This is a genomic window from Roseateles sp. P5_E8 (assembly GCF_054177665.1).
The window spans coordinates 87,505-111,297 of the sequence record NZ_JBGCUM010000012.1 but is presented as its reverse complement, the minus strand read 5'-3'; the positions used below and the strand labels follow the sequence as shown (position 1 = coordinate 111,297).

The 23,793-nt window shown below is 66.9% G+C and carries 18 protein-coding genes; 6 read left to right on the top strand and 12 right to left on the bottom strand.

Going from position 1 to position 23,793, the window contains the following annotated elements:
* Nucleotides 1-31 precede the first annotated feature (31 nt).
* The 4 genes from ACXRVZ_RS09870 to ACXRVZ_RS09855 are packed head-to-tail and all read left to right on the top strand — an operon-like array spanning nt 32 to nt 3,581.
* Nucleotides 32-955, top strand: coding sequence for a branched-chain amino acid ABC transporter permease (locus ACXRVZ_RS09870; protein WP_457421101.1), 924 nt, complete (start codon nt 32-34; stop codon nt 953-955).
* Nucleotides 956-968: 13 nt separating this feature from the next.
* A complete protein-coding gene (locus ACXRVZ_RS09865; RefSeq protein WP_457421103.1) occupies nt 969-2,054 on the top strand; it encodes a branched-chain amino acid ABC transporter permease in 1,086 nt (361 codons plus the stop codon).
* A gap of 13 nt (nt 2,055-2,067) precedes the next feature.
* Nucleotides 2,068-2,853 (top strand): ABC transporter ATP-binding protein, encoded by a 786-nt coding sequence (locus ACXRVZ_RS09860; RefSeq protein ID WP_457421105.1) that lies wholly within the window; start codon nt 2,068-2,070, stop codon nt 2,851-2,853.
* A gap of 14 nt (nt 2,854-2,867) precedes the next feature.
* Nucleotides 2,868-3,581 carry an ABC transporter ATP-binding protein gene (locus ACXRVZ_RS09855; protein ID WP_458232361.1) on the top strand — a complete coding sequence of 238 codons (714 nt, stop codon included), beginning with the start codon at nt 2,868-2,870 and terminating at the stop codon, nt 3,579-3,581.
* Nucleotides 3,582-3,617: 36 nt separating this feature from the next.
* Here the strand turns inward: ACXRVZ_RS09855 and ACXRVZ_RS09850 are convergent, their stop codons facing one another.
* The 3 genes from ACXRVZ_RS09850 to ACXRVZ_RS09840 all read right to left on the bottom strand — a co-directional run bounded on the left by ACXRVZ_RS09850 (nt 3,618) and on the right by ACXRVZ_RS09840 (nt 6,588).
* Complete coding sequence (locus tag ACXRVZ_RS09850; protein ID WP_457421109.1) at nt 3,618-4,673, bottom strand: Leu/Phe/Val dehydrogenase; 1,056 nt, start codon at nt 4,671-4,673, stop codon at nt 3,618-3,620.
* 86 nt (nt 4,674-4,759) lie between these two features.
* Nucleotides 4,760-5,488, bottom strand: coding sequence for a 2OG-Fe dioxygenase family protein (locus ACXRVZ_RS09845; protein ID WP_457421111.1), 729 nt, complete (start codon nt 5,486-5,488; stop codon nt 4,760-4,762).
* A gap of 71 nt (nt 5,489-5,559) precedes the next feature.
* Nucleotides 5,560-6,588: a CDP-6-deoxy-delta-3,4-glucoseen reductase gene (locus ACXRVZ_RS09840; protein WP_457421113.1), complete on the bottom strand. Its 1,029-nt coding sequence runs from the start codon at nt 6,586-6,588 to the stop codon at nt 5,560-5,562.
* Between the two features lie 73 nt (nt 6,589-6,661).
* Here ACXRVZ_RS09840 and ACXRVZ_RS09835 point away from each other — a divergent pair, with 73 nt between their 5' ends.
* Nucleotides 6,662-7,522: an SDR family oxidoreductase gene (locus ACXRVZ_RS09835; RefSeq protein WP_457421115.1), complete on the top strand. Its 861-nt coding sequence runs from the start codon at nt 6,662-6,664 to the stop codon at nt 7,520-7,522.
* Here ACXRVZ_RS09835 and ACXRVZ_RS09830 read toward each other — a convergent pair.
* On the bottom strand, nt 7,519-8,097 hold the full coding sequence (locus ACXRVZ_RS09830) for a rhomboid family intramembrane serine protease (protein ID WP_457421117.1): 579 nt from the start codon (nt 8,095-8,097) through the stop codon (nt 7,519-7,521). The genes ACXRVZ_RS09835 and ACXRVZ_RS09830 overlap by 4 nt on opposite strands.
* 164 nt (nt 8,098-8,261) lie before the next feature.
* Nucleotides 8,262-9,806, bottom strand: coding sequence for a glycoside hydrolase family 43 protein (locus ACXRVZ_RS09825; protein ID WP_457421119.1), 1,545 nt, complete (start codon nt 9,804-9,806; stop codon nt 8,262-8,264).
* Between the two features lie 552 nt (nt 9,807-10,358).
* Between ACXRVZ_RS09825 and ACXRVZ_RS09820 the strand changes: the two genes are divergently transcribed.
* Nucleotides 10,359-11,459, top strand: coding sequence for a LacI family DNA-binding transcriptional regulator (locus ACXRVZ_RS09820; protein WP_457421121.1), 1,101 nt, complete (start codon nt 10,359-10,361; stop codon nt 11,457-11,459).
* A gap of 48 nt (nt 11,460-11,507) precedes the next feature.
* Here the strand turns inward: ACXRVZ_RS09820 and ACXRVZ_RS09815 are convergent, their stop codons facing one another.
* The 7 genes from ACXRVZ_RS09815 to ACXRVZ_RS09785 form a co-directional block, all read right to left on the bottom strand.
* The gene (locus ACXRVZ_RS09815; protein ID WP_458232360.1) at nt 11,508-13,100 is read right to left on the bottom strand and encodes an alpha-N-arabinofuranosidase; all 1,593 of its coding nucleotides are present in this window, start codon (nt 13,098-13,100) and stop codon (nt 11,508-11,510) included.
* On the bottom strand, nt 13,097-15,982 hold the full coding sequence (locus ACXRVZ_RS09810; protein WP_457421125.1) for a glycosyl hydrolase 115 family protein: 2,886 nt from the start codon (nt 15,980-15,982) through the stop codon (nt 13,097-13,099). The genes ACXRVZ_RS09815 and ACXRVZ_RS09810 overlap by 4 nt, the downstream gene beginning before the upstream one ends.
* A gap of 114 nt (nt 15,983-16,096) precedes the next feature.
* Nucleotides 16,097-19,267, bottom strand: coding sequence for a TonB-dependent receptor (locus ACXRVZ_RS09805; protein ID WP_458232359.1), 3,171 nt, complete (start codon nt 19,265-19,267; stop codon nt 16,097-16,099).
* Between the two features lie 764 nt (nt 19,268-20,031).
* Nucleotides 20,032-20,592 (bottom strand): substrate-binding domain-containing protein, encoded by a 561-nt coding sequence (locus tag ACXRVZ_RS09800; protein ID WP_457421129.1) that lies wholly within the window; start codon nt 20,590-20,592, stop codon nt 20,032-20,034.
* Entirely contained in the window at nt 20,553-20,873 is a 321-nt protein-coding gene (locus ACXRVZ_RS09795; protein WP_457421131.1) for a LacI family DNA-binding transcriptional regulator, read from the bottom strand. Before ACXRVZ_RS09795 ends, ACXRVZ_RS09800 begins: the two co-directional genes overlap by 40 nt.
* Nucleotides 20,874-21,245: 372 nt before the next feature.
* Nucleotides 21,246-22,163 carry a ThuA domain-containing protein gene (locus ACXRVZ_RS09790; protein ID WP_457421133.1) on the bottom strand — a complete coding sequence of 306 codons (918 nt, stop codon included), beginning with the start codon at nt 22,161-22,163 and terminating at the stop codon, nt 21,246-21,248.
* 10 nt (nt 22,164-22,173) lie between these two features.
* The gene (locus tag ACXRVZ_RS09785; protein WP_457421135.1) at nt 22,174-23,748 is read right to left on the bottom strand and encodes a GH39 family glycosyl hydrolase; all 1,575 of its coding nucleotides are present in this window, start codon (nt 23,746-23,748) and stop codon (nt 22,174-22,176) included.
* Nucleotides 23,749-23,793: the final 45 nt, after the last annotated feature.

The following is a 23,793-nucleotide window of genomic DNA, read 5'->3' as shown; positions in this document are numbered from 1 at the left end:
GCTGCGCCCAACCAAATAGCAGGGACCCTCCATGGAGACTCTCATTCAACAGATCATCAACGGCCTGGTGCTGGGGGCCATGTACGCCCTCGTCGCGCTGGGCTACACGATGGTCTACGGCATCATCAACCTCATCAATTTCGCCCACGGCGAGATCCTGATGGTGGGGGCCATGGTCAGCTGGACGCTGGTGACCCTGCTGGCCGACACGGGCATGCCCGGCTGGCTGCTGATGCTGGTCGGGCTGTCCGCGGCCATCGTCATCTGCGCAACGCTGAACTACGCGGTCGAGAAGATCGCCTACCGGCCGCTGCGCAACGCGCCGCGCCTGGCGCCGCTGATCACGGCCATGGGCATGTCGCTGCTGTTGCAGGTGCTCGCCATGATCATCTGGAAGCCGAATCCCAAGCCCTTCCCGCTGCTGTTGCCCACCACGCCCTTCGACCTGGGCGGCCCGGTCATCACGGTCACGCAGTGCCTCATCCTGGGCCTCACGGTGGTCATCCTTTCGGGCCTGATGTACCTGGTGAACTTCACCCGCCTGGGCCGCGCGATGCGCGCCACCGCCGAAAACCCGCGCGTGGCCGGCCTGATGGGCGTGAAGCCCGACTTCATCATCTCCACCACCTTCGTCATCGGCGCCGCGCTGGCCGCCGTGGCCGGCATCATGTGGGCCGCCAACTTCGGCACCGTGCAGCACACCATGGGCTTCATGCCTGGGCTCAAGGCCTTCACGGCGGCGGTGCTGGGCGGCATCGGCAACCTGGCCGGCGCCGTGCTGGGCGGCGTGCTGCTGGGGCTCATCGAGTCCATCGGCGCGGGCTACCTGGGCGACCTGACCGGCGGCGTGCTGGGCAGCCACTACGCCGACATCTTTGCCTTCGTGGCCCTCATCCTCGTGCTGACGCTGCGGCCCTCGGGCCTGCTCGGCGAGCGTGTGGCCGACCGAGCCTGAAGGGAGCCAAGACATGCAATCCAAGAAACTCGTCACCTTTCTCGCCGCCGCCATCGGGCTGCTGCTTGTGCCGCTGTTCGCGCAGCAACTCGGCAACGGCCCCGTTCGCATCATCGACCTGGCCCTGCTCTACGTGCTGCTGGCGCTCGGCCTGAACATCGTCGTCGGCTACGCCGGCCTGCTGGATCTGGGCTACGTGGCCTTCTACGCGGTCGGCTCCTATGTGTTCGCGCTGATGGCCAGCCCGCACCTGAGCCAGAACTTCGAGGCCATCATGGCCGCCTTCCCGGATGGCCTGCACTCGCCGATCTGGCTGGTCATCCCGGTGGGAGCGGGCATCGCGGCGCTGTTCGGCGTCGTGCTCGGCGCGCCCACGCTGAAGCTGCGCGGCGACTACCTCGCCATCGTCACGCTCGGCTTCGGCGAAATCATCCGCGTCTTCCTGAACAACCTGGAGGACCCGGTCAACCTGACCAACGGCCCGCGCGGCATCGGCCAGATCGACTCCTTCCACTTCTTCGGCGTCGATCTCGGCAAGCCCTGGGAGGTGTTCGGTTTCACGCTGCCGTCGGTGACGCTGTACTACTACCTGTTCCTGGCCCTCGTCGTGGCCAGCGTGATGATCTGCTATCGGCTGGAGAACTCGCGCATCGGCCGCGCCTGGATGGCCATCCGTGAGGATGAGATCGCTGCCAAGGCCATGGGCATCAACACCCGCAACCTGAAGCTGCTGGCCTTCGGCATGGGCGCCACCTTTGGCGGCGTGGCCGGCACGATGTTCGCGAGCTTCCAGGGCTTCGTGTCGCCCGAGTCCTTCAGCCTGCAGGAGTCCATCATGATCGTCGCGATGGTGGTGCTGGGCGGCATCGGCCACATCCCCGGCGTCATCCTCGGCGCGCTGATGCTGTCGGCCCTGCCCGAGGTGCTGCGCTATGTGGCGGGCGACATCCAGAACATGACCGATGGCCGCATCGACGCGTCCATCCTGCGCCAGCTGCTGGTGGCCTCGGCCATGATCATCATCATGCTGGTCCGCCCGCGTGGCCTGTGGCCTTCGCCTGAACACGGCAAGGTGGCACCGCCACCTGCGGCGAAGTGAGGAGGACGACAACATGACCACCCACGACAACATCGTTCTCAACGTCAGCGGCGCGTCCAAGCGCTTTGGCGGCGTGCAAGCCCTGTCCGACGTCGGCATCCAGATCCAGCGCGGCCAGGTCTACGGCCTCATCGGCCCCAACGGCGCCGGCAAGACGACCTTCTTCAATGTCATCACCGGCCTCTACGTGCCGGACGGCGGCAGCTTCACGCTCGGCGGCACGCCGTACAAGCCGCAGGCCGTGCACCAGGTCGCCAAGGCCGGCATTGCGCGAACCTTCCAGAACATCCGCCTCTTCGCCGACATGACGGCGCTGGAGAACGTCATGGTCGGCCGCCACATCCGCACCAAGTCCGGCCTCGTCGGCGCGATCTTCCGCACGCCCGGCTTCAAGGCCGAGGAGGCTGCCATCAAGGCGCGGGCGCAGGAGCTGCTGGACTACGTCGGCATCGGCAAGTACGCGGAGTTCAAGGCGCGCACGCTGAGCTACGGCGACCAGCGCCGCCTGGAGATCGCCCGCGCCTTGGCCACCGACCCGCAGCTCATCGCGCTGGACGAACCCGCCGCCGGCATGAACGCGACCGAGAAGGTCGTGCTGCGCGAGCTCATCGACCGCATCCGCAACGACGGCCGCACCATCCTGCTCATCGAGCACGACGTGAAGCTGGTCATGGGCCTGTGCGACCGCGTGACCGTGCTGGACTACGGCAAGCAGATCGCCGAGGGCACGCCGGCCGAGGTACAGAACAACGAGAAGGTGATCGAGGCCTATCTCGGCGCTGGTCACAAAGCGCATTGAGAGGGACGAACGACATGGCACAAACTCTTCTCAAAGTCAGCGGCCTCAAGGTCGCCTACGGCGGAATCCAGGCCGTCAAGGGCGTCAGCTTCGAGGTGCGCGAAGGCGAACTGGTGTCGCTGATCGGCGCCAACGGCGCTGGCAAGACGACCACGCTGAAGGCCATCACCGGCCTGCAGCCACCGGCCGCCGGCAGCATCGAATACCTCGGCAAGGCCATCAAGGGCCAGGGCGCCTGGGACCTGGCCAAGCAAGGCCTGGTCATGGTGCCCGAGGGTCGCGGCACCTTCACGCGCATGACCATCGTCGAGAACCTGCAGATGGGCGCCTACAACCGCCGCGACGCCGAGATCGATGCCGACATCGACAAGGTCTTCGCGCTCTTCCCGCGCTTGAAGGAACGCGCCAAGCAGCTGGCCGGCACCATGTCTGGCGGCGAGCAGCAGATGCTGGCCATGGGCCGCGCGCTGATGGCCCGGCCCAAGGTGCTGCTGCTGGACGAGCCGTCCATGGGCTTGTCGCCCATCATGGTGGACAAGATCTTCGAGGTCGTGAACGACATCCACCAGCAGGGCGTGACGGTGCTGCTCGTCGAGCAGAACGCCAGCCGCGCGCTGCAGCTGGCCAATCGTGGCTATGTGATGGAGTCGGGCGAGGTGACGATGGAGGGCGAAGGCAAGGCGCTGCTGAACGACCCCAAGGTCCGAGCGGCCTACCTCGGCGAATGAACCAATAAAGACGCCCGGCAGTGCCGGGCGTTTTGCTTAGGGCTGGCGAACGAGCTTGCTGCGCGCCCAGTCATCCGCCACGCGGGCCGGCGTCGAGTCGGCCGTCTGCACGCGCTGCAGCAGTTCTTCCACACGCTCGGCAATGCGGCCGACCTCGGCCATCACGGCCGTCTCCTCGCCCTCGCCGCGGTACTCCCGAGCCACGCTGATGATGCCGCCGGCGTTGACCAGGTAGTCGGGCAGGTAGCAGATGCCGCGCGTGTGCAGGGCGTCGCCGTCGGCGGGTGTGGCGAGCTGGTTGTTGGCGGCGCCGGCGATGAGGAGGGCACGCACGGCGGGCACGGTGTGCTCGTTCAGCGAGGCGCCCAAGGCGCAGGGTGCCAGCACATCGACGTCGGCTGCCAGGATGTCGGCCACGCTGACGGCGACCGCGCCGAACTGCGCCACCGCGCGCTCGACCTTGGTCGTGTCCACGTCCGCCACCATGAGCTTGGCGCCGGCCGCGTGCAGGAACTCGGCCAGATGCCAGCCCACCGCGCCCAGGCCCTGCAGCGCGACGCGCACGCCCTCAAGTGAGGAGCGGCCCAGCACCAGGCGGGCGCCGGCCTGGATGGACACGAACACGCCCCAGGCCGTCTTGGGGCTGGGGTCGCCACCGAAGGCGCCGTCGCGCGGGATGCCGCTGACGAAAGGCGTGTGGGCCTGCATGCCGCGCATGTCGGCCGTCGTCGTGCCGACGTCTTCGGCGGTGATGTAGGCGCCATTCAGCGATTGCACGGCGCGGCCGAAGGCGGCGAACAGGGCAGGGCGGTCGAAGGCGCCGGGTGGCTTGAGGATGACGGCCTTGCCGCCGCCGAAGGGCAGGTCGGCCAGCGCGTTCTTCAGGCTCATGCCCTGGGACAGGCGCAGCGCGTCGTTCAGCGCGGCGGCGTCGGAGTCGTAGTGCCAGAGGCGGCAGCCGCCGAAGGCCGGGCCGCGCGCGGTGCTGTGCACGGCGAGGATGGCCTTGAGGCCGGTGGCCGGGTCGGTGGCGAGCAACACGCGCTCGTGGGCGGGCTGCTCAGGCAGGCCGAAGAGGGAGGTCGGGGTCATGACATTCGGCGCTTGGTAAGCGCGGCAGTGGATATGAGAACGGCCACGCTTTTGGCATGGCCGTTGTCAGTGTAGGCGGCGAGGCGTCAGGGGCCCTGGAAGCCGCCGCTGCGCAGGGTGATGACCAGCGTGTCCCGCCAGCCCCGCTCGCCCGCCGCCACGGGCTGGATGGGCGTCGTCTCGTGGATGACGCGGGCGTCGTCCAGCAGCAGCAGCGTCCAGGGCTGGGTCATCGTGAAGCGCTGGCCGGCCGGGCCGGCGGCCTGGAAGACGCGTGACTCGCCGCCCTTGATGGCGTGGCGGGACACCAGCAGCACGGCCACGAGGTCGACGCCGTCGCGGTGCGCGCCTTCCGGCGTGGGCCGGCCGATGCCGTCGCTGGTGTCGATGCGAAACGGGTGGGACTCGATGAACCAGGGCTGCTCGCCCTTCAATGCCGATGCGGCCCGGGCCAGGCCCAGCAGCAGCGCGGCCCAGGCGGGCGACGTGGCCATCTCCTGCGCCAGCGGCACATACCAGCGCTGGATGCCGCCATGCAGCGCGTTGTAGTCCAGCGGCTGCCAGTGGGCGCGGTGCGGTGTCAGCGTCAGCGAGCCGCCCTCGGCGACGAAGCAGCCGTGGCGGCGGAAGCGGTAGCGGCCGCCGTCGCGCAGATAGCCGTCGGGCGGCAGGTCGTCCCAGCAGGGCTTGAGGGTGTCGAGCTCGGCCGCCGACACGCCCAGCGCGCCCAGCGAAGCCGGCGCAATGACGGCCTCGCCTTCTCTCTTGAGCGAGCCGACCAGGTCGGCAGGATCGGTCCAGGGCGGCTCGAACATTTCAGTGCTTGTAGTTGCGACTCACATTTGCCTGGCGGCAAATATGAGTCTTCACTGCAAACATGGCCACGCTACGCGTTGCCATGTTTGTCAGCTTCAGAGGTAAACGCGTCGGCGTAGAACTCGCCCTCCGGCAACTGGCACTGCGCGACGAAGTCCTTGTGTGCCGAGTCGACCACGATGGGCGCGCCGCAGGCGTAGACTTGGTGGCCGCTCATGTCGGGGAGGTCCTGCATGACGGCGCGATGGACGAAGCCGGTGCGGCCCGTCCAGCCCTCGTCCGGCTCGGACAGCACCGGCACGTAGGTCAGCTGCGGCCAGTCAGCAGCGATCTGCGCCACCCAGTCGTTCAGGTAGAGGTCGGCCTGCTTGCGCGCGCCCCAGTACAGCACCATCGGTCGCTGCGAGCCGATGTGCCGTGCCCGCTCGACGATGGCCTTGATGGGCGCGAAGCCGGTGCCGCTGGCCAGCAGCACGATAGGCTTCTCGCTGTCCTCGCGCAGGAAGAAGCTGCCGAAGGGGCCTTCCATGCGCAGGATGTCCTTCTCCTTGAGCGCGCCGAAGACGTGATCGGTGAACTTGCCGCCGGGCATGTGCCGGATGTGCAGCTCGATCTGGCCGGGCAGCGAATGCGGCGCGTTGGCCATCGAGTAGCTGCGGCGCGAGCCGTCGCGCAGGATGAACTCGACGTACTGGCCGGCGCGGAACTGGAAGTTCTGGTTGGCGGCGAGCTGCATCGTCAGCACGGCGACATCGGGCGCGGGCTTGAGCATGGCGGCCACGCGCGTCGGCAGCTTCAGCACCGGGAACTCGCCGGCGCCCGGCACCGTGCGAGCCTCGATGGTGCAATCCGTCTGGGGCCGCGCGCAACAGGTCAGCACGAGCCCGGACGCTTCCTCCTCGGCCGACAAAGCCTTGGGCTGGTGGTTGCCGTGGATGACGGCGCCTTCCAGCAGCTTGCTCTTGCASGAGCCGCAKGCGCCGTCCTTGCAGCCATAGGGCAGGCCSACGCCGTTGCGGATGGCGGCGGCAAGCAGGGTGTCGTCGCCCTCGGTGTGATAGACACGGCCGGCGGGCTGGATGGTGATCTGGTAGGACATGGGCTCAAAAAGCAAGCGGCCCCGCTGAGGAGTCCGGGGCCGTAGACTGCGCCGCATTTTGCCCGACCCTGGCATGACCCCTCGATTGCTGATCATTGGCTGTGGCGACGTCGGCCTGCGCGTGCTGAAGGTGCTGGCCGGCCGCTGGCGAGTGTTCGCGCTGACGTCCAGTCCGGCGCGCGCCACTGCGCTGCGGGCGGCTGGCGCCGTGCCGCTGGTCGGCAATCTCGACGAGCCCGCGACGCTGGCGCGGCTGGCCGGCCTGGCCGACCTCGTGCTGCATCTCGCTCCGCCGGCGCGTGACGGTGAGATCGACCAGCGCACACGCAACCTGCTCGCCGCGCTGGCGCCCAAGCCACCGCGCACGCTCGTCTACGCAAGCACGACCGGCGTCTATGGCGACTGCGGCGGCGCCTTCATTGACGAGACGCGCGCCCTGAACCCCGCCACCGACCGCGCCCGCCGCCGTGTCGATGCCGAAGGCCAGTTGCGCGCCTTCGGCCTGCGCCATGGCACGCGCGTGAGCCTGCTGCGCATCCCCGGCATCTACGCCCGCGACCGCGAGGGCGGCCACCCGCGCGAGCGCCTGGCGCGCGGCACGCCCGTGCTCAGGCGTGAGGACGACGTCTTCACCAACCACATCCATGCCGACGACCTGGCCCGCGCCTGCGTGCTCGCGTTGCTGCGCGGCCTGCCGCAGCGGGCAGTGAACGTCTGCGACGACAGTCAGTTGCAGATAGGTGATTACTTCGACCTGGCGGCCGATCTGGCCGGCCTGCCACGGCCCGAGCGCATCACGCGCGCAGAGGCCGCCGGGCGCATGGGCGCGATGCAGCTGAGCTTCTGGAGCGAATCACGACGGCTGAGCAATGCGCGCCTCAAGCGCGAACTGAGACTGGCCCTGCGCTACCCGACGCCCCACGAAGGGCTTTAGCGCCGCCTGGCCGAGCGCCAGTGGCGAATCAGCAGCCACGCGCCCAGCATGCCGCCGAGGTGGGCGAAGTGGGCCACGCCGCTGGAGCTGTTGAACCCGAGGATGAGCTCCAGCCCGCCGAAGATCGCGACGAAGTACTTGGCCTTCATCGGGATGGGCGGAATCAGCGGCACGATGATGCGGTTGGGAAACAGCATGCCGAAGGACAGCAGCAGGCCGAAGATCGCGCCCGACGCGCCCACCGTCGGCGAGTTTGCACCGATGGCCCAGGTGAAGAGCAACTGCACGGCGGCTGCGGTCAGCGTGCTGGCAACGAGGATCTGCGTGTAGCGCTTCGGGCCCCAGACCCGCTCCAGCTCGCCGCCGAACATCCACAGCCCCAACATGTTGAACAGCAGATGCATGAAGCTGCCATGCAGGAAGGCGTAGCTGATCGGCTGCCAGGGCCAGAACAGGCCCGTGCTTAGCGGCCACAGCTCGAACAGGACGGCGAGACCGGGAAAGATCTCGAAGAAGCAGAAGAAGCCGACACAAGCCAGCAGGAAGGCTTTGGTGACCGTGGGCAGAGGCGGCATGAGTCGCGGCTGTGCGCCCGGGGAGGGCGTCTGCACCGGAGACGCCGGTGCTTACCGTTTTGAGTATGCCAGGGGAAATAAAGCTGCTTCTTCCGGGCCTCGCATCGGCCCTCGCGTTCACCCCCGTCACCACTCGGATTGACGAGGGGTTTTGCAGACCTTCCCTAGGGGCCAAGCGCCTCGAAGTCGACCCAAGCAAAGTCGGCGGTCGCGGGCTTGGCCGTTTCGCTGAACGTATACAGCCCCATGTAGACACCCGTGAAGCCGCTCGACGTCTCGGTGGATAGCTGGTAGGTCGGCACGCTGCACAGAGTCTGCCAGTCCTGCGGCTTGCCGGCCGCTCTCCAGGACAGGGTGTACTGGGTAGGGGTTGCCACCACCTGGAGCTGAAGCGCTGCTGACTTGACGGGCGCTGACGCCAGCACCTGCGGCTTGTTGCCCAGGCGCTGCAGGCATTCAACGCGTCGTTCCTGCAGGCCGGTAACTCGCAGCAGCACGTGGTGCGATTCATTCATCCGCAGCGCCAGACCTGCGGCGTCGCCATCGGCGGCAGGACTAAAGTCCAGCTCCGTTGCAAAGCGCTGGTTCAAGTGCTCCTGGCGGCGCCCCACGAAGGCAGGCGTGCCGATGACATCCAGGTCGGTGCGCCCGCCGACCAGCCGCAGCCGGCCAGGCCGCTCGGTCAACGACCAGCGGTCCTTGGCCAGTGTGCGCAGGAAGGCCCAGTGCGGCGGCAGCTTGCGTTCGGGCGCAAAGGTCTCGCGCACCGGCACCTGCGGCCAGGGCGCCCAGCCGGGCAGGCCGCGCGTGGGCTGGGCTTCGGCCAGCACGCCGTTCTGGCCGAAATCGGGCCAGTCGTCCTTGCGCCAGTGCACGGGGGCAAGCAGCGTCTCGCGGCCGATGTGATGGTGACGGCCGCCAGCCGCCTCCTGCGGGCGGATGGCCAGCAGCGTGGCCCACCATTCGCCCTCCGGCGTGGTTACGAGGTCGGCGTGGCCCAGCGCCTGCAGCGGATGCTTGGGCAGGTTGCGGTGGGTCAGCACCGGGTTGTCGGGGTGGGGTTCGAAGGGGCCCCAGGGCGAGCGGGAGCGCGCCATCGTGATGCGGTGGTCGTAGGACGTGCCACCCTCGGCGATCATCAGGTAGTACCACCCGTTTCGCTTGTAGAGGTGCGGGCCCTCGGGCCAGATGCCGCCCATGCCGCTCCACACCAGCCGTGGCTCTTCCAGCAGCTTGCCGGCCTTGAGGTCGACGCGAGCCTGATAGACGCCGCCGTTGCGGCCACCGCCATGGCGTGTGTAGTAGACGGTACCGTCATCGTCGAAGAAGAAGGACGGATCCATGCCGAAGACCGGCTCGGGCAGGCGGACCGGGTCGGACCACTCGCCGGCAGGGTCGGTCGCAGTGATGTAGAAGTTGCCAATCCCGTCCACGTCGGTCGTCACGATGTAGAAGCGGCCGCTCTCGCAGCGGATGGTCGGCGCAAAGATCGCTTGAGAACTCTTGCGGCCGACGAAGCTGATCTGCGTCTCGCGAGACAGGGCATTGCCGATCAGCCGCCAATGCACGAGATCACGGCTGTGATAGATCGGCAGCCCCGGGAGGTACTCGAAGGTGCTGGTCACGAGATAGAAATCGCTGCCAGCGCGACAGACGCTCGGGTCGGAGGCAAACCCGCTGACGACCGGATTGCTGAAGGTGGCGGGCATTGGTGCAGCGCTGTTGGCGCCCTGGCGCGGAGTACCGTTTGGCGACGTACTCTGGGCGCCGCTCTGCGAGCAGGCCAAGGTCAGCAGGGCGGCCGCCACAAAACCCATGGTTGATGGGAAGGATGTCACGCACGGTCTCCAGCGTTTTTATAACGACGAATGATAGCGATATCATGTGGCACGTGACTCTTGGGGTTTGCGCGCAGGGCTTGAGAGGTTAGCGCCGCTTGCGCGTCGTGTCGCAGTGCTTTCGCGAGCGGCTTTAACGCGCTTTGATTGCGCTTACCGTTCGGAAATGGTGACGCAACCAATTGGTGGTAATGTTGCAGCTGATCGTGTCGGAGCACCCCGTCCGAGCTTGAATGCGCAGATCAGCTCTCGATGGCGTCGTCCCGACGCCATGCAATTGCTTGATGCGCATTGATATTAATCGGAGGGTGCAGTAAGAACCAATATTGAATTTACCAAGATCAATATCGAATTTGATATCGAGTGCCTCGGTTGATTTGTTGGCGTCACATTGCATCAACGCTTTCGTTAATACTACGGAATATGGAAAACCTGGCAGCCAACCAAGCCCAGCGGAACAAACCGGTGACACTGGCGGATGTCGCGCAGCGTGCCGGAGTCTCGGCAATGACGGTGTCGCGCGTCGTCAATGGCGAGCAGGCAGTCAGGGCCTCGACGCGTGAGCGGGTCCTGGCTGCAATATCCGACCTGAAATACGTCTCGAGTCAGGAGATCCGGCGCATCGTCGAAATCGGACCCATTCGGGTCGGCGTGCTCTACAGCAACCCGAGTGCAGGCTACCTGAGCGAGTTTCTGATCGGGCTCATCAACGAAGCCAGTTCCAGCAGCGTGCAACTCGCCGTCGAATGGGTCGACCAGCATCGTGGCGCCGGCAGTGTGGATTCATTCCTGGGCAGCGGACTCGATGCCGTCATCATCGCGCCGCCGCTGAGCGACTGCGGTGCGCTGATCGACAACGTCCTTGAGAGAGGCCTCGCCGCCATGCTGGTCGCGCCGGGCAGGCCCGACGCAAGGGTGAGTTCAGTGGGTGTGGATCACTACGGCGCTGCGATGAAGATGACGCAGCATCTGATTGCGCTTGGACACGAACGCATCGGCTTCATCACCGGCAGTGCGACCCACAGCGCCACGGAATGCCGCTTGAACGGGTTCCGAAGCGCCATGCGGAACGCGCGCTTGACCACGCCGGACGACTTTGTGGTGCCCGGTCTGTTCACCTACAACTCAGGCTTGGTGGCTGCTGAAGCCCTGCTGGCTAGGGCGCCGCGCCCCACGGCAGTCTTTGCCAGCAATGACGACATGGCGGCAGCCACGGTGACGGTGGCGCACCAGCTTGGGCTGGACGTCCCGGGCGACCTGACGGTGGTGGGCTGTGACGACACGCCGATTGCGACCAGTGGCCGGCCGGAGCTGACGACGATTCGCCAGCCGATCAGGATGATGGCTGCCGCTTCGGTCAGTCTCCTGGTGCGGCAGGTGAAGGCGAGGCGCGCGGCGCAGGAATTCGAGCCGCAGGTGGTGCACATGGACTGCGAGCTCATCCGCCGACAGTCCGATGCCGCTCCTCGCAAACGATCCTCAGTGACGCCTTTGCCGAAGGTACGCGTCGTGACCCGGGGTTGAACGGGCCTGTCCGGCGATTCGGTGCTCTGATCAATGGAAGCAGGTTGTTCAGGGGCTGACTTCGATGACGCTCACCGACCTTGACGGCACCGTTGCTTCGAGTCGCCCCGGCCTGAGACTGATGCCCGACAGCGGCCTTGGCTGAAGGGGGTCCGGCCCTTCGAAGCCTGGATGGGCATCGAGGCTGCCTGCCGTGACTGTGCGGCCCCGCACGCTGCGAAAGCTGGCGCCTTGTAGTTCAACCGCCAGGCGGATGTCGTCGCTCGCACGAAGGTTCACGATGGAGAGCGTGAGCTTGCCGCCCTCGCTGCGCGACGCCGAGACGCTCAGGCTGGGCAGGTCGACATCTCCCACGCGATAGCTCGGCACGCTCACGCTGACAGGCAGGCGCATCGCGCCCTGATGGCCCTGGTAAAGGTCGAAGACGTGATACGTCGGCGTGACGATCATCTTCTCGCCCTTTGTCAGGACGAGGGATTGCAGCACGTTCACCATCTGCGCGAGGTTGGCCATGCGCACGCGCTCGGCGTGGTCCTGGAAGATGTTCAGTGTCAACCCGGCGATGACGGCGTCGCGCAGCGTGCCGACCTGGTAGAGGTTGGAGGGCCGGGTCTTGTCTTCAGCCCACCAGGTGCCCCACTCCGAGACCGCCAGGCCCACGCGACGCTCGGGGTCGTGCCTGTCCATGATGGCGGTGTGCCGCGTGATGAGCTCGTCCATCTTTTGCGTGCGCAGCAGCGACCTGGCCCAGTCGAGTTCGGTGAACCCCAGCGCCGGACTCTTGTTGCCCCAGTCGTCGCCAGCAAAGGTGTAGAAGTGCAGCGACATCATGGACAGCTGCGGTGTCTTGTTGATCCAGGCCAGCGGTGTCGACTGTGAATGCCGGAACAGCGCCCGCTTGAGGACGGTTTCGGTCCAGGCGTAGTCGTCGGCGTTGGCGTCGGTGGCGATCAAGGTGCCGAAGGGGCGCAGCACGCTGAGGTACTGGCGGTATTGGTCGGCGTAGTACTCGGCCGTCATGTTGCCGCCGCAGCCCCAGTTCTCGTTGCCGATGCCGATGTAGGGAATGTTGTAGGGCTCTTTGCGGCCGTTGCGCGCGCGCTCGGCGCCGGCACCCGAGCTGGCCGGGTCGGTCAGGTAGTGCAGCCAGCTTTGCGCCTCGGCCGGGGAGCCACTGGCCAGGTTGACGGACAGGAAGGGCTTGGCGCCGATTTGCTCGATCAAGTCCATGAACTCGTGCGAGCCGAAGGCATTTGTTTCAGGCTCGTCKCCCCAGGCGGCGTTCACCCCACGCGGGCGCTGCTCGCGCGGGCCGATGCCGTCGCGCCAGTGGTAGAGCTCGGCGAAGCAGCCGCCCGGCCAGCGCACGACCGGCACCTTGATGCGCTTGAGCGCCGCCACCACGTCGCTGCGGATGCCGCGCACGTTGGGAATGGGCGAGCCCTCGCCAACCCAGATGCCCTCGTGCACGCCGCGCCCGAGGTGCTCGACGAACTGGCCGTAGATGTTCGGGTCGATGCGCGGGCCGGGCTTGTCGGCCTCGACGACGAGGGTCGCCGTGAGTGTGGCCGCCTGCGCGAGAGAGACGGCAGCGAGGGACAGGGCGAGGAGCAGGGACTTGAGTGCGGTTGGCATGGTCATGCAGCGATGCGTTTGGGCAGCGGGCCAAAGTAGGAGGGCGGCAGGCGGTCGCGGTAGACCTGGATCTGCTGCAGCACGAGGCCCGGGTCGACCATCGCCACGGTCAGTACATGGCGGCCGGGCGAGGCTATGCGCAAGCGGAACTTCATGACCCGCATGTCGGTGCGGGCGTTGATGTCGTAGGCCCGGCCGAGGAACTCCTGCGACTCGCGCTCGTCGGCGTTGAAGACGCTCTTCACCTGCGGCGCGCCGTCGTCGACCCAGAGGGCGAGCGACAGCTCGTGCGCGGGATCGGTGCGCATCGTGGGCGCGGTGATGACGTCGAACTGGTAGTCGCCGGCCCGGCCGACATAGATCGGGTATTGCAGGCGTGGCGCCTGACGCGGGTCGCGCACGGACGCGGCATTGACGGGCACCGGCGTCATCGCCACCTCGACGCGGCCGTAGTCCGGCAGCGGCTGCCAGCGCACGCCGGCCGCCTCGGTGTTGCGCTCGAAGCCGTCCGCCGGGATGCTGAAGGCGCCGGCCAGGCTGCCCCAGGCGTTGCGCGCGTCCTGGCGCTGCTGCACAGACGCGCCGGCCACACGAACCGCGATGACGACGTGCTCGCTGCCGTCCGACACCGTGATCGCCCCGGTGGGGTTGCCTTCGGGCACCTGGGCCCAGTCGATGTCGACCTCGTGGCGCACATCCTGGCTGCCGGCCGAGAAAGCGGGCACGGCGCGCAGCTTGATCCACGGCTGGTCGGCCTTCACATCCGCCTTCACGGCTCGCTGGCCGCGCGGGAAGACCTCGAACCAGCTTGTGCCGCGCACCAGGCCGTCGAAGGTGGGCAGTGTGGGCGGCAGGTAGTAGCCCGGCCAGGCCTGCGCGGCGCCGTCCACGCAGACGCCGAAACGGGCAACGTCGGGCAGGCCCAGTTCGGTGGTGGGCGGCGGGATGTCGTAGGTCGGCTGGTACCAGTCGAAATAGCCCAGGTAGGTCTGGTCCATCAGGTGGTTCCACTTGCCGCCGGACAGCTCGTGGTTGTAGGTGTCGCGGATGCGGCGCGAGTCGGCGAACAGGCGCCGCACCAGCGCCGCTTCGTCATTCGTGCTGGCGCGGCCCTGGCGCGAAAACCGCTGGTTGCGTGCGGCGGCCAGCAGCAGCTCGTTCAGGTTGGCGCAGGCCCGCGCCGGGTGCAGCGCGAACTGGTAGTAGGCGGCGCGCTGTTCGGCCGGCAGCTTGGCATTGACGGCCTCGGCCTGGCGCCGCAGGTCGGCCCACAGCGCGGCGATGCGCGCGGCTTCGTTGTGATGTTCGAGGCTGTAAGTGTCGGGCTTGAGCACCTCGGGCTTGCGCCAGGCGTTGTACTTGGCATAGCGCGACACGATGGATGCGATGTCGCGCGCGTTCGCCGGGCCGAAGTCGCGCTCGGCCCAGGCTTCGGTCCAGGCCTGGATCTTGTCGCGGCCCACCGAGGCCGGGTCCCAGGCCATGGCCAGGAAGAATTCGATCGGCAGCTCCAGCGGCTTGAGGTCGCCGACGTTGGTGATCCAGATGCGGTCGGCGCCGTGGTGCAAGGCCTGGTTGAGCTGCTCCCACAGCTTGGGCAGCGGGTTGGTGTTGGTCCACTTGTACGAGTAGGGCCCACCGTTCATGTCCATGTGGTGGTAGATGCCGAAGCCGCCGGTGCGCGTGGCGCGCTCGGCGGCCGTGGGCAGGCGGCGCAGGTAGCCGACGTTGTCGTCGGAGAACATCAGCGTCACGTCCGGCGGCAGCTTGAGCCCGCCGTCGTAATACTTGAGCACCTCGGTGAACAGCACCCAGACCTGCGGGATGTCCGCTATGCGCCGCCCGGTCTGCTCGACGAGCAATTGGCGCTGGTCGGTGATGACTTCCTCCAGCAGCCGGATGTCGGATTGCAGGCCGCCCGTGCCCTCCAGCGCCACGTCGCCGTCGCCGCGCATGCCCAGCGTCACCAGCAGCTCATGCTGCTTGCTGCGTGCGGCGCCCTCGCGGAAGAACTCGCGGATGGCGGGGCGGTTGCTCTGGTAGTTCCACTGCCCGTTGCCGAGCTGCTCGCGGCGGTTGGTGAACTCCTTGTGGGCGCGGTTCATCGGCTCGTGATGGGACGTGCCCATGACGATGCCGTATTCGTCGGCCAGCACCGCGTTGAGCGGGTCGTCCTCGACGAAGGCGTTGTTCCACATCGCTGGCCAGAGGTAGTTGGCGCGCAGGCGCAGCAGCAGCTCGAACACCTTGGTGTAGAAGGCCGAGTTCATGCCGCCGAATTTCTCGGCTGTCCAGCCAGACAGGCAGGGCGCCTCGTTGTTCAGGAAGATGCCGCGGAACTTGACGGCGGGTGAGCGCTGCACGCGTCGGCCGGCGGCTATCCAGATCTCGGCGCGCTGCTGCACAGGCACGTCGGCCCACCAGTACCAGGGCGAGACGCCCATGCTGCGCGACAGGTCGTAGGCGCCGTAGATGGTGCCGCGCTTGTCGGCGCCGGCAATCACCAGCGCTTCGTCGACGCCGGGGAAGGGCTGGCTGACGGTCTGCACGACATAGGCTTCCCACTGCCCCGCCACGCCGGTCACGTCCAGCTTGCCGCGCCGCACGAGGTCCTGCACAAGCGGGCTGCGGTCGAGCGAGCCAACGACGATGACGCGCCGTGCGGCAGCGCTGCGGCTGCCGACGGTGGGCGCAGCGCTGCCGGTCACGCGCGCCACGTCGGCAGCCAGGTCTGCCGCGACACGGGCCACGCCCTTGTGGTCGGCAGCGTCTACCCAGATCGGCGTCGCGCCATCGGGTGTCGCAATGGTGAATCCGCCGCCGCGGCGCTCGAAGCGCACGGCCGAGGCCAGGACGCTGCCCGTCAGACCGGCGAGCAGCGGGGTCATCAACAGCTGTCTACGCGATACCACGGGTTGCTCCTGCCGCGCCACACAAAGGAACAAGGCCGGCGCGAGCCGGCCCTGCGATGGGCGCCAATGTTGGCGCCCGGTTGGCGAGGATCAGAACTTTGCCTGCGCCGTCAGCTGGTAGGTGCGACCCGGATCCCAGTAGGTGCGCGTCGCGTACTCTTCCTGCACGAACGACTTCTGCTTGGCCGCGCCCAGGTTGGCAACGTCGAAGTTGACCGACACGCCCTTCTTCCAGCCCACCCAGTCGCCGATTTCCAGGCGCGTGGAGAGGTCCATCACGAAGTAGGCCCGGTTGGCCTTGATGAGCCGGAAGGCGTTGTTGCCGTCCGAGGCCATCGTGTCGAACGAGCTCTGCGCCTGATAGCTGTTGCTCAGGCGGATGGAGCCGCGGCTGTTCTCGAAATACACCGTCAGGTTGGCCGTGTAGGGCGACACACCGATCGGCACCTGGCCGCTGGTGCCGGCGTCCTGCATGGTGCGGGTGTAGTTGGTGACGAAGCCGAAGCCGTTCCACGGCAGCCAGCGGTCCAGCGACTGCGACCACGTCAGCTCCACGCCCTTGAGCTTCATGACGTCTGACGTGTTGACCGGCTGGCTCAGCGTCATCAGGTGCTTGTCCGGGCCGCCGCTGGCGTTGACCGCCGTTTCGGCCTGGCTGCCAGCAGCGTAGGTGATGGAGTTGTCCCCATAGATCTGACGAATCTGCGAAAGCGTCAGCTGCTGCGTCACCGTGCGCGGGAAGTTCTTGATGTCCTTCTTGAAGAACGCCGCGGCGAGGTAGCTGCCCTTCTTGTCGGTGTACCACTCCCAGCCCAGGTCCAGGTTCTTGGCTTCGAACGGCTTGAGGTTGGGGTTGGTCGCCGACACGAGCTGGAAGGCCACGTCGTTGACGGTGAGCGTGAGGGGACGCAGGTCGCTCGGGTTGGCCCGGGTGATGGACTTGGAGGCGGCCGCGCGCACGATCATGTCGTCGGCGATGCTGTAGGCCAGCGTGCCGCTCGGCAGGTTGGTGTTGTACGACGTGCGGCCCTGTGTTTCCACCACCTGGGCCGGGTAGCGCGCGCCCTGGCTCGCGTTGGTCGTGCCGCCGTCGGGCAGGGCGGTCGTGCGCGGGTCAGGCAYGCTGGCGAAGATGCCGATGGTCTGCATGGCATGCGTGTGGCGCAGGCCCAGGTCATAGCGCAGCAGGCGGTCGAAGATGCGCGCCTGGCCCGACACCTCGAGGTAGCTGCCGAAGACGTTCTCGCCAAAGCGCTGGGCCGACACGCCGCTGAAGCCGTTGCCGGTAGCGGGGATCAAGTTGCTGGCCAGCTGGTTGTACTGCGTCGCTTCGGCAAAACGGGCCCAGTCCAACGTCACGAAGCCGGCGCGCCCGGGCGACAGGTATTGGGACATGTCGGGCACGGCCGAGCCCAGGTAGGCCAGCGGCGGCTTGCCGGCGGTCCAGCCGCTGCCGTAGCCGGGGTACTGCGTCAGGGGGTTCGTCGCGGCTGCATTGGCCGCCGTGATGCTGCCGTTGCAGGGGTTGGGGCCGGTGTTGTTGGGCGCCAGCATCTGATAGTTCAGATTGCCGCCGCAGGCGATGTTGGCCCAGCGGCCGTCGTCGCCCATGCCGGTGATGCTGCGGTTGTAGGTGTCGTAGGCCATGCCGCCCTTGACCGTGAGCTTCTCGTCACCCCACGCCAGGTTCCAGCGCGCGCCGCGGGTGCGGATTTCGCGGCCTTCGCCGTTGATGGTGGCCGTGACGCCGGTCGGGCCGCCGGTGTACCAGCCGAAGGTCTTCGGGTCGTTCGGGTCGCTGCTGGGCGTGTAGACCGGGAAGTCGCCGTTGTGGCTGATGTTGGTGGTGAAGGGCTTGGCCGCGTTGGTTGGCACCAGCAGCGTCGGCGCCAGGCGCTTGAAGCCGCTGCGAGCCATGTTGACCTGGCCGGTGAGCGTCCACTTGTCCGTGAGGCGCCACTCCATGCCGGGGGTCAGCGACGTGAAGTGCGTCTTCTCGTCCTGGCGGCGCCATTCGAGGAAGCCGACGGTGTTCAGGAACGTGCCGCCCGTGGCGAAACAGTAGTTGGCGCAGTCGGTGCGGTCGTACGTCATCCCCATCGGGATGGCGGCGCCGTTGCGCATGCTGATGTTGAAGTCGGAGCGCTCCTGCTTGTTCGTCTTGCTGCCCAGCAGCACGTCGACGTAGGCGTCGAAGTCTTCCGTCGGGCGGAACTCTACGCTCAGCAGGCCGTTCAGGCGGTCGCGCTGGCCCTCGAAGTACACGGGGCGCGGCAGGCGGGGCACGTAGCCGTTGTCCAGTTGCTGGTTTGTCGCGCCGGGGTTCATTGTCTTGAGCAGCGCAGCGTCGATGGCCTGGCCGGCGGTCAGCGTCTGCGTCACGCCGCCGACGGTGTAGGTGCCGGCCGCAGCGGCGGGCACGGTGGTCGGGATGTTCCAGGCGCCGGCGGTCGTGCCGGCCGTGCCAGCCGTGGACTGCGAGGGGATGGCCAGGCGGGGCGTGATCCAGTCCTGCACATAACCGACCTCGAAGCCTCGCGTCGCCACGCGATTGCGAGCGAAGGACGCGCCGACGAGCACGCCGAAGGTGTCGCCAAACGTGGTGCTGTAGAGCGCCGTGCCACGCGTGCTGGCGTGCGGCGACGGGTCGTTCTTGGCCATTTGCAGCTTCAGAACGCCGCGTGTGCCGGCCTTGTCGAAGGGGCGGGCGGTACGCATGTCCACCACGCCGGCGATGGCGCCTTCCAGCGTCTGCGCCGTCGGGCTCTTGGACACGGTCACGCGCGAGAACAGGTCGCCGGGCAGGAAGTCCAGGTCAACCTCGCGGTTCGCGTTGGACGCGCTGCCGCCGCTGGTGCCAGCGGACGCGATGGGCGCGCCGTTCAGCAGGATGCGCGTGAAGTTGGAGCCAAGGCCGCGCACCTGGATGTTCAGGCCCTCACCCGTGAAGTCGCGGTTGACCTGCACGCCTGGCACGCGAGAAATGGACTCGGCCAGGTTGTTGTCGGGGAACTTGCCGATGTCCTCGGCATGGATGGAGTCGGACAGCCCGACGGTGTCGCGCTTCTCGCGGGCCGAGGCTGCGAGTGAGCTGCGGAAGCCGCTGACTACCACCGTGTCGAGTAGCTGCTTCTCCGCGGGTACGGCGGCTTGTTGCGCATAGGCTTGGCTGACCAGCCCCGCCAACACGGTGAGCGTCAGCGCGCCACGAGCGGCCGGCAAGCTCCGCCGGTAGGTACTGACCTGTGGGGGTTTGTTCATTTTTGTCTCCTGAAGGCCGTCGAGGGCCGGATCGTTGTAGGGCCTGCAAGGCCCCTTGATGCACAGACCCCAACCGCAGGGCCGTGCAACGTTGAAGCAGGTTCTGTGTGCTGTCGCCAGCGCGCTAAGCCCTGAAAAATCACTCAGAAAACAGATTGTTAGGCGCTACCAATCGTGTTGAACCAAGGTTTCCCCTTGGCACTTCGAGACGAACCTGACTTTGAGGTGGTCCCTCGTGGGCAAGCCCGTCAGGTGATACGAATATCAGCATCGAAAGACAGAAAAAAGTGATCAGACCAAATTCCGTTATGTTGTGATTTAGCCTAATTTGGTTGACCGGTTCCTTTTGGGGCAACAACTGGCTTCGGCGAAACGTGGCCTGCGACAGCCTGCTTTTCATAGGCAAAGTTGTCCAGAAGAACAGGCTTTGGCTTGGTACGGGCGGTGCTGCGGCGTGTGCAATGCGCCCACGCTCCGCCGTGTGAAGTTTTTTGTGCGGAGCCCAAATTTGCGAAGCCCTGGGTTCCAGATCGCTCCTGTGTCGTACGGGCGAAACCAGCGTTCTGCCGGACATGATTGCGATATCACGCGGGGCGCACAGCGTGCTTTCAGTTGCTCATCAGGGGCGCGTCGGCGGGCAATGGAGGCCATCCGTGCGGTACTGCCATCCGGGGTCATGCGTGCCCTAGGGCAGGTGTCCTTGAGGTAGATCTCGGTGCGGATGGACTCGACGTCATACAGCGCCGACTGCCGGGCCAACAGGTTCAGCGCAAGATGGCAGGAGGCTCGCGCTTCCTGGGAAGCCGACCCAGGTCAGGGTGTGCGGCCAGCAACTTGGTTACTGCGGGCTGTGTGAACTCGTCGCGATCGTTGCATTCCAGGGGTTCCAGCAAGGCCAGCCGAGGATGCTGTGCTGCCATCAGCTCACTGAAGCCGCGCAGGCGCTCGGCATGGTCCTGCAGGCTTCGAGAGCCCATGACGATGCCGACGCGCCCGCTACGGTCGCCGGTGAAGCGGCCGAGCAGGGTGCCGGCTGTGCGGCCGGCAGCCGCGTTGTCTATGCCCACAAAGGGTGTTCTCTGGCGCGTCGCGATCTGCGACACCAAGGTCACCACACAGGTGCCGTCCGCCGCTGCGCGTTCGACGGCTTCGCGCACGAGCGGATGGTCCTGCAGCATCAGCACGATCGCGTCGTACTGCCCGCGCAGGCGTTTAACCGCATATGCCGCAGCGGCGGGCTCGAAGGCATCGGTGGTGCGGATGTCGATGCGAGCTCCTTGCTCGATCAGCCAGGGAGTGAGCGTCTCCAACTCGCTGCGCAGCATGGCGACGAACTGTTGTCACCCGCGGGCAGTAGGAAGCACAGGAGCAAGGCGCGATTTCCGGTCGGTGCGCGCGTGTGCACGGTGGACAGCCGCTGCTGGGCTTGTTGCACGCGTAGCAGCGTGCGATCACTGACGCCGGAACGGTGGTGCAGCGCGCGATCAACAGTGGCGAGGCTGACGCCCGCCTCGCGGGCGATGTCGTTCAGTCGGGCGCGATGTTCATGTCTGGGCGAGGGTGATCGGATGCCGGCGTCATCCAGGGGGGCGGATTGAAAATGCACGCTCGTCTCCGGACTGTTGTTATCGCTATCATATTAATTGATAGCTAACATGCCTTGGTGTTTCTACGACTCCGGCCATTGAGAGGCGCCAGGCCAGTGCTTGCGCTGACGGCGCTCGTTGGTGGTGTTCGGGGCCTGCGTGGTTCCGCGGGTCGTTCAGTTCGATGCGTGCCGCGGCATGACGAGCGCTGCGCGGCCGGCAGCAGGCCATCGCCGCAGCGGTGGAGCGCATGCCGCTGCACCCTCTCACGCTGCAAAAGATGCTGGGCTGAGCGCCCGGGCAGGCGCTGCGTTCGGCCGCGTCTGCGTTCAGCGCGTGCGCGCCATCCTGACCTTGAGCATGACGGGCTCGGGCGTGAGTTGAGGCGGTGCTCAAGGCTGGCGCAGTGAGATGGCGTCCGGGCCGGGGAAGTCAGCGGGCAGACGGCGGTCGGGGTCGCGGCGCGCCAGCCACTTCAGTGCCCGTGGCATCAGCGTCTGGAAGGCCGCGCAGCGCATGCTGGGCGGCGTCTCCTGCCCGAACCAAAGATGGCCATAGGCGGACACGAACACCCGCCCCCCGCCGTACTGAACCGTCCATTCGACCGGGAACTGGCGGTCGTCCACGCCGTCGTGCGCATAGGCGATCACGTCGACGTTGCGGGCCGGGCCGCGGGCGTAGCGGTAGACCTCCACGTCGGCAGCCCGCCAGCTGCGCGGCAGCCCGGCATGGATGGGGTGCTGGCCGCGTTGGTGCACGAGGGCATCGGTGCGGTCACCGTGCCAGGTGTCGTCGCCTTCGCCGGCGGGGACGGTCTGAAGTGATTCGCCTTCGCGCACCAGCAGGGCCGTACCGAAGTGCTTGTCGCGCCAGCCCAGGCCGATCATCTCGTTGTACTGCGGCCACTCGGCGAAGGCGTTGTTGGCCTCGTGATAGGCGTAGAAGCCACCGCCGCCGCTCACGAAGGCCTCGAAGGCGCGCTGCACCTCAGCCGGCCAGCCGGGCTTTCCACCGAGGTTGTTGTAGCCCGACAGCACCACGTCGTAGCGCGCGAAGTCGGGCCGCCAGCGCGCCCAGGCTGCGGGGTCGCCTGCATCCGGCGGTGTGATGGACACGTCCACGTCGAAGGAGCCATCGCGGGCGAGGATCTCCCGCACCCGTGCCAGCCGGCGTGGCCAGTCATGGTTGCTGATGCCTTCGATGATGAGCAGCCGAATCTTGTGCGGGGTTTCCGCCTGCCCTGGCAGCGGCAGGCAGCGGGCCGCCCATGACAGTGCGACCGCTACGAAGATGCCGCGCCGCGATGCCATGCGCAGGCGATCAGGGCCTGAGCGGCTCGACCGTCACCAATGCAATGTCGTTGCTGCGCATGGTCAGCTTCCACTGCAGCTTGCCGTCCTTGCCCACCTTGACGATGCGGTCAGTCTCCGGCTTGTCCTCGGTCAGGCCCTGCAACTGGGTCAGCTGCTGCGGGTCGAGGTCCTTGGGTGCGCCCATTTCAAGGTAGGCGGTGTAGGCGTCGTTGACCTTGTGGCCCGTGCGGCGCACCAGCACGCGGTAGCTGCCGGCGCTGACGTTGTGCAGGTTCAGCGTGACAGCGGGTGCCGGGCCGTTGGGCACGGGCTTGCCGAAGAAGACGCCGTTGCTGCTCGTCTTCTGATCCGGATGCTGCCAGTCCCAGACCAGCACGGCCGTCTTGCCGCCGTCCACCGCAGCCAGCACCTTGTCATCCTTGCTGGGCACCTCGTTGCCGCGCAAGGCATTGAGGTATTTGTAGGCGAACCACGCCGGCTTGCGCACGCCGTCGCGCGTCATCAGGCCGAAGCCGCCGTGGAAGGCGCGGTCCGGCGGGCCCGGCTCCTCGAACAGGTCGCTGTAGGTCCAGTAGCTCATGGCCTGGGCATAGCCGCGCGTGCCGCGCAGCTTGGTCAGGATCCACGGTGCGCTGATGTAGCTGTCGTGCACCTTGTCGCGCGGGTTGTAGCTGGTGCTCCACTCCGTGATGTACAGCGGGATGCCCGGGAAGGCCGACGCCTCGATCTCGCTGCGGTTGCGGCGCACGTCGCCAATGATGGAGTTGGAGTCGGGCGCCAGGATGCGGTCGGACTGGCCATACTCGTCAAGGAAGCCCTCGGTCACGCCATAGGTGTGCGTGGTGACGAAGTCCACCGCCACGCCTTCCTTCTTGGCATACGCCAGCAGTTCCGGCACCCAGGCCGCACCGGCGGTGGACGGGCCGCCCACCTTCAGCGCCGGGTCGACCTTCTTCAGGGTGCGCGCCGTGTTGGCGTAGAGCTCGAAGTAGGCCTTCTGGTCGGCCTTTTCCCAGAAGCCGTCCAGATTGGGTTCGTTCCACACCTCGAAGGGCCACTTGCGCACTTCCTCGGCGCCGTAGCGCTGGATCAGGTGGCGCGCAAAGGCGTCGATCAGCTCCGACCAGGGGCCCGGCTGCGGGTGCGAGGTGTTGCCCTTCCAGTGGAAGATGGTGAGGTTGGAAGTGGTCATCACCTTGGGCGAAAAGCCCAGTTCGATGAAAGGCTTGATGCCGCGTGCCAGCATGGCGTCGTAGAGGCGGTCGATGCCCGTCCAGTCGAACACCAGCTTGTCGCCTTCCTTCTTCACGGTGCCGTAGACGTCGTGGAAGACATCGTGGAAGCGCACGGAGCGAAAGCCCAGCTCGTCGGCGGCGGTCTTGAGCTGAGCCAGGTTCTCGGGGCGACCCGTGGTGCCGACATAGTCGGAGCCGATCGCCAGATCGAAGAAGCGATCGACCGGCGCCTTGGCGGCGGCGATGTCGAGGTCGACCTTGCGTTCGGCCGGGCTGGCGGCGCCAGCCTGGGCGCTGAGGCTGAGGGCCAGCACGGCGGCAGATAGGGAAGTCAGGCGTTTGATCATGGGTGTCTCGTTGTGGTGATGGCGCTCGAAGGTCGCTGTTGGGAA

Bases quoted from the DNA above. Each gene is read 5' to 3' on its own strand.
- ACXRVZ_RS09870 (WP_457421101.1), top strand. From the start codon at position 32: ATGGAGACTCTCATTCAACAGATCATCAACGGCCTGGTGCTGGGGGCC.
- ACXRVZ_RS09865 (WP_457421103.1), top strand. From the start codon at position 969: ATGCAATCCAAGAAACTCGTCACCTTTCTCGCCGCCGCCATCGGGCTG.
- ACXRVZ_RS09860 (WP_457421105.1), top strand. From the start codon at position 2,068: ATGACCACCCACGACAACATCGTTCTCAACGTCAGCGGCGCGTCCAAG.
- ACXRVZ_RS09855 (WP_458232361.1), top strand. From the start codon at position 2,868: ATGGCACAAACTCTTCTCAAAGTCAGCGGCCTCAAGGTCGCCTACGGC.
- ACXRVZ_RS09850 (WP_457421109.1), bottom strand. From the start codon at position 4,673: ATGACCCCGACCTCCCTCTTCGGCCTGCCTGAGCAGCCCGCCCACGAG.
- ACXRVZ_RS09845 (WP_457421111.1), bottom strand. From the start codon at position 5,488: ATGTTCGAGCCGCCCTGGACCGATCCTGCCGACCTGGTCGGCTCGCTC.
- ACXRVZ_RS09835 (WP_457421115.1), top strand. From the start codon at position 6,662: ATGACCCCTCGATTGCTGATCATTGGCTGTGGCGACGTCGGCCTGCGC.
- ACXRVZ_RS09830 (WP_457421117.1), bottom strand. From the start codon at position 8,097: ATGCCGCCTCTGCCCACGGTCACCAAAGCCTTCCTGCTGGCTTGTGTC.
- ACXRVZ_RS09825 (WP_457421119.1), bottom strand. From the start codon at position 9,806: ATGCCCGCCACCTTCAGCAATCCGGTCGTCAGCGGGTTTGCCTCCGAC.
- ACXRVZ_RS09820 (WP_457421121.1), top strand. From the start codon at position 10,359: ATGGAAAACCTGGCAGCCAACCAAGCCCAGCGGAACAAACCGGTGACA.
- ACXRVZ_RS09810 (WP_457421125.1), bottom strand. From the start codon at position 15,982: ATGACCCCGCTGCTCGCCGGTCTGACGGGCAGCGTCCTGGCCTCGGCC.
- ACXRVZ_RS09800 (WP_457421129.1), bottom strand. From the start codon at position 20,592: ATGCTGCGCAGCGAGTTGGAGACGCTCACTCCCTGGCTGATCGAGCAA.
- ACXRVZ_RS09790 (WP_457421133.1), bottom strand. From the start codon at position 22,163: ATGGCATCGCGGCGCGGCATCTTCGTAGCGGTCGCACTGTCATGGGCG.
- ACXRVZ_RS09785 (WP_457421135.1), bottom strand. From the start codon at position 23,748: ATGATCAAACGCCTGACTTCCCTATCTGCCGCCGTGCTGGCCCTCAGC.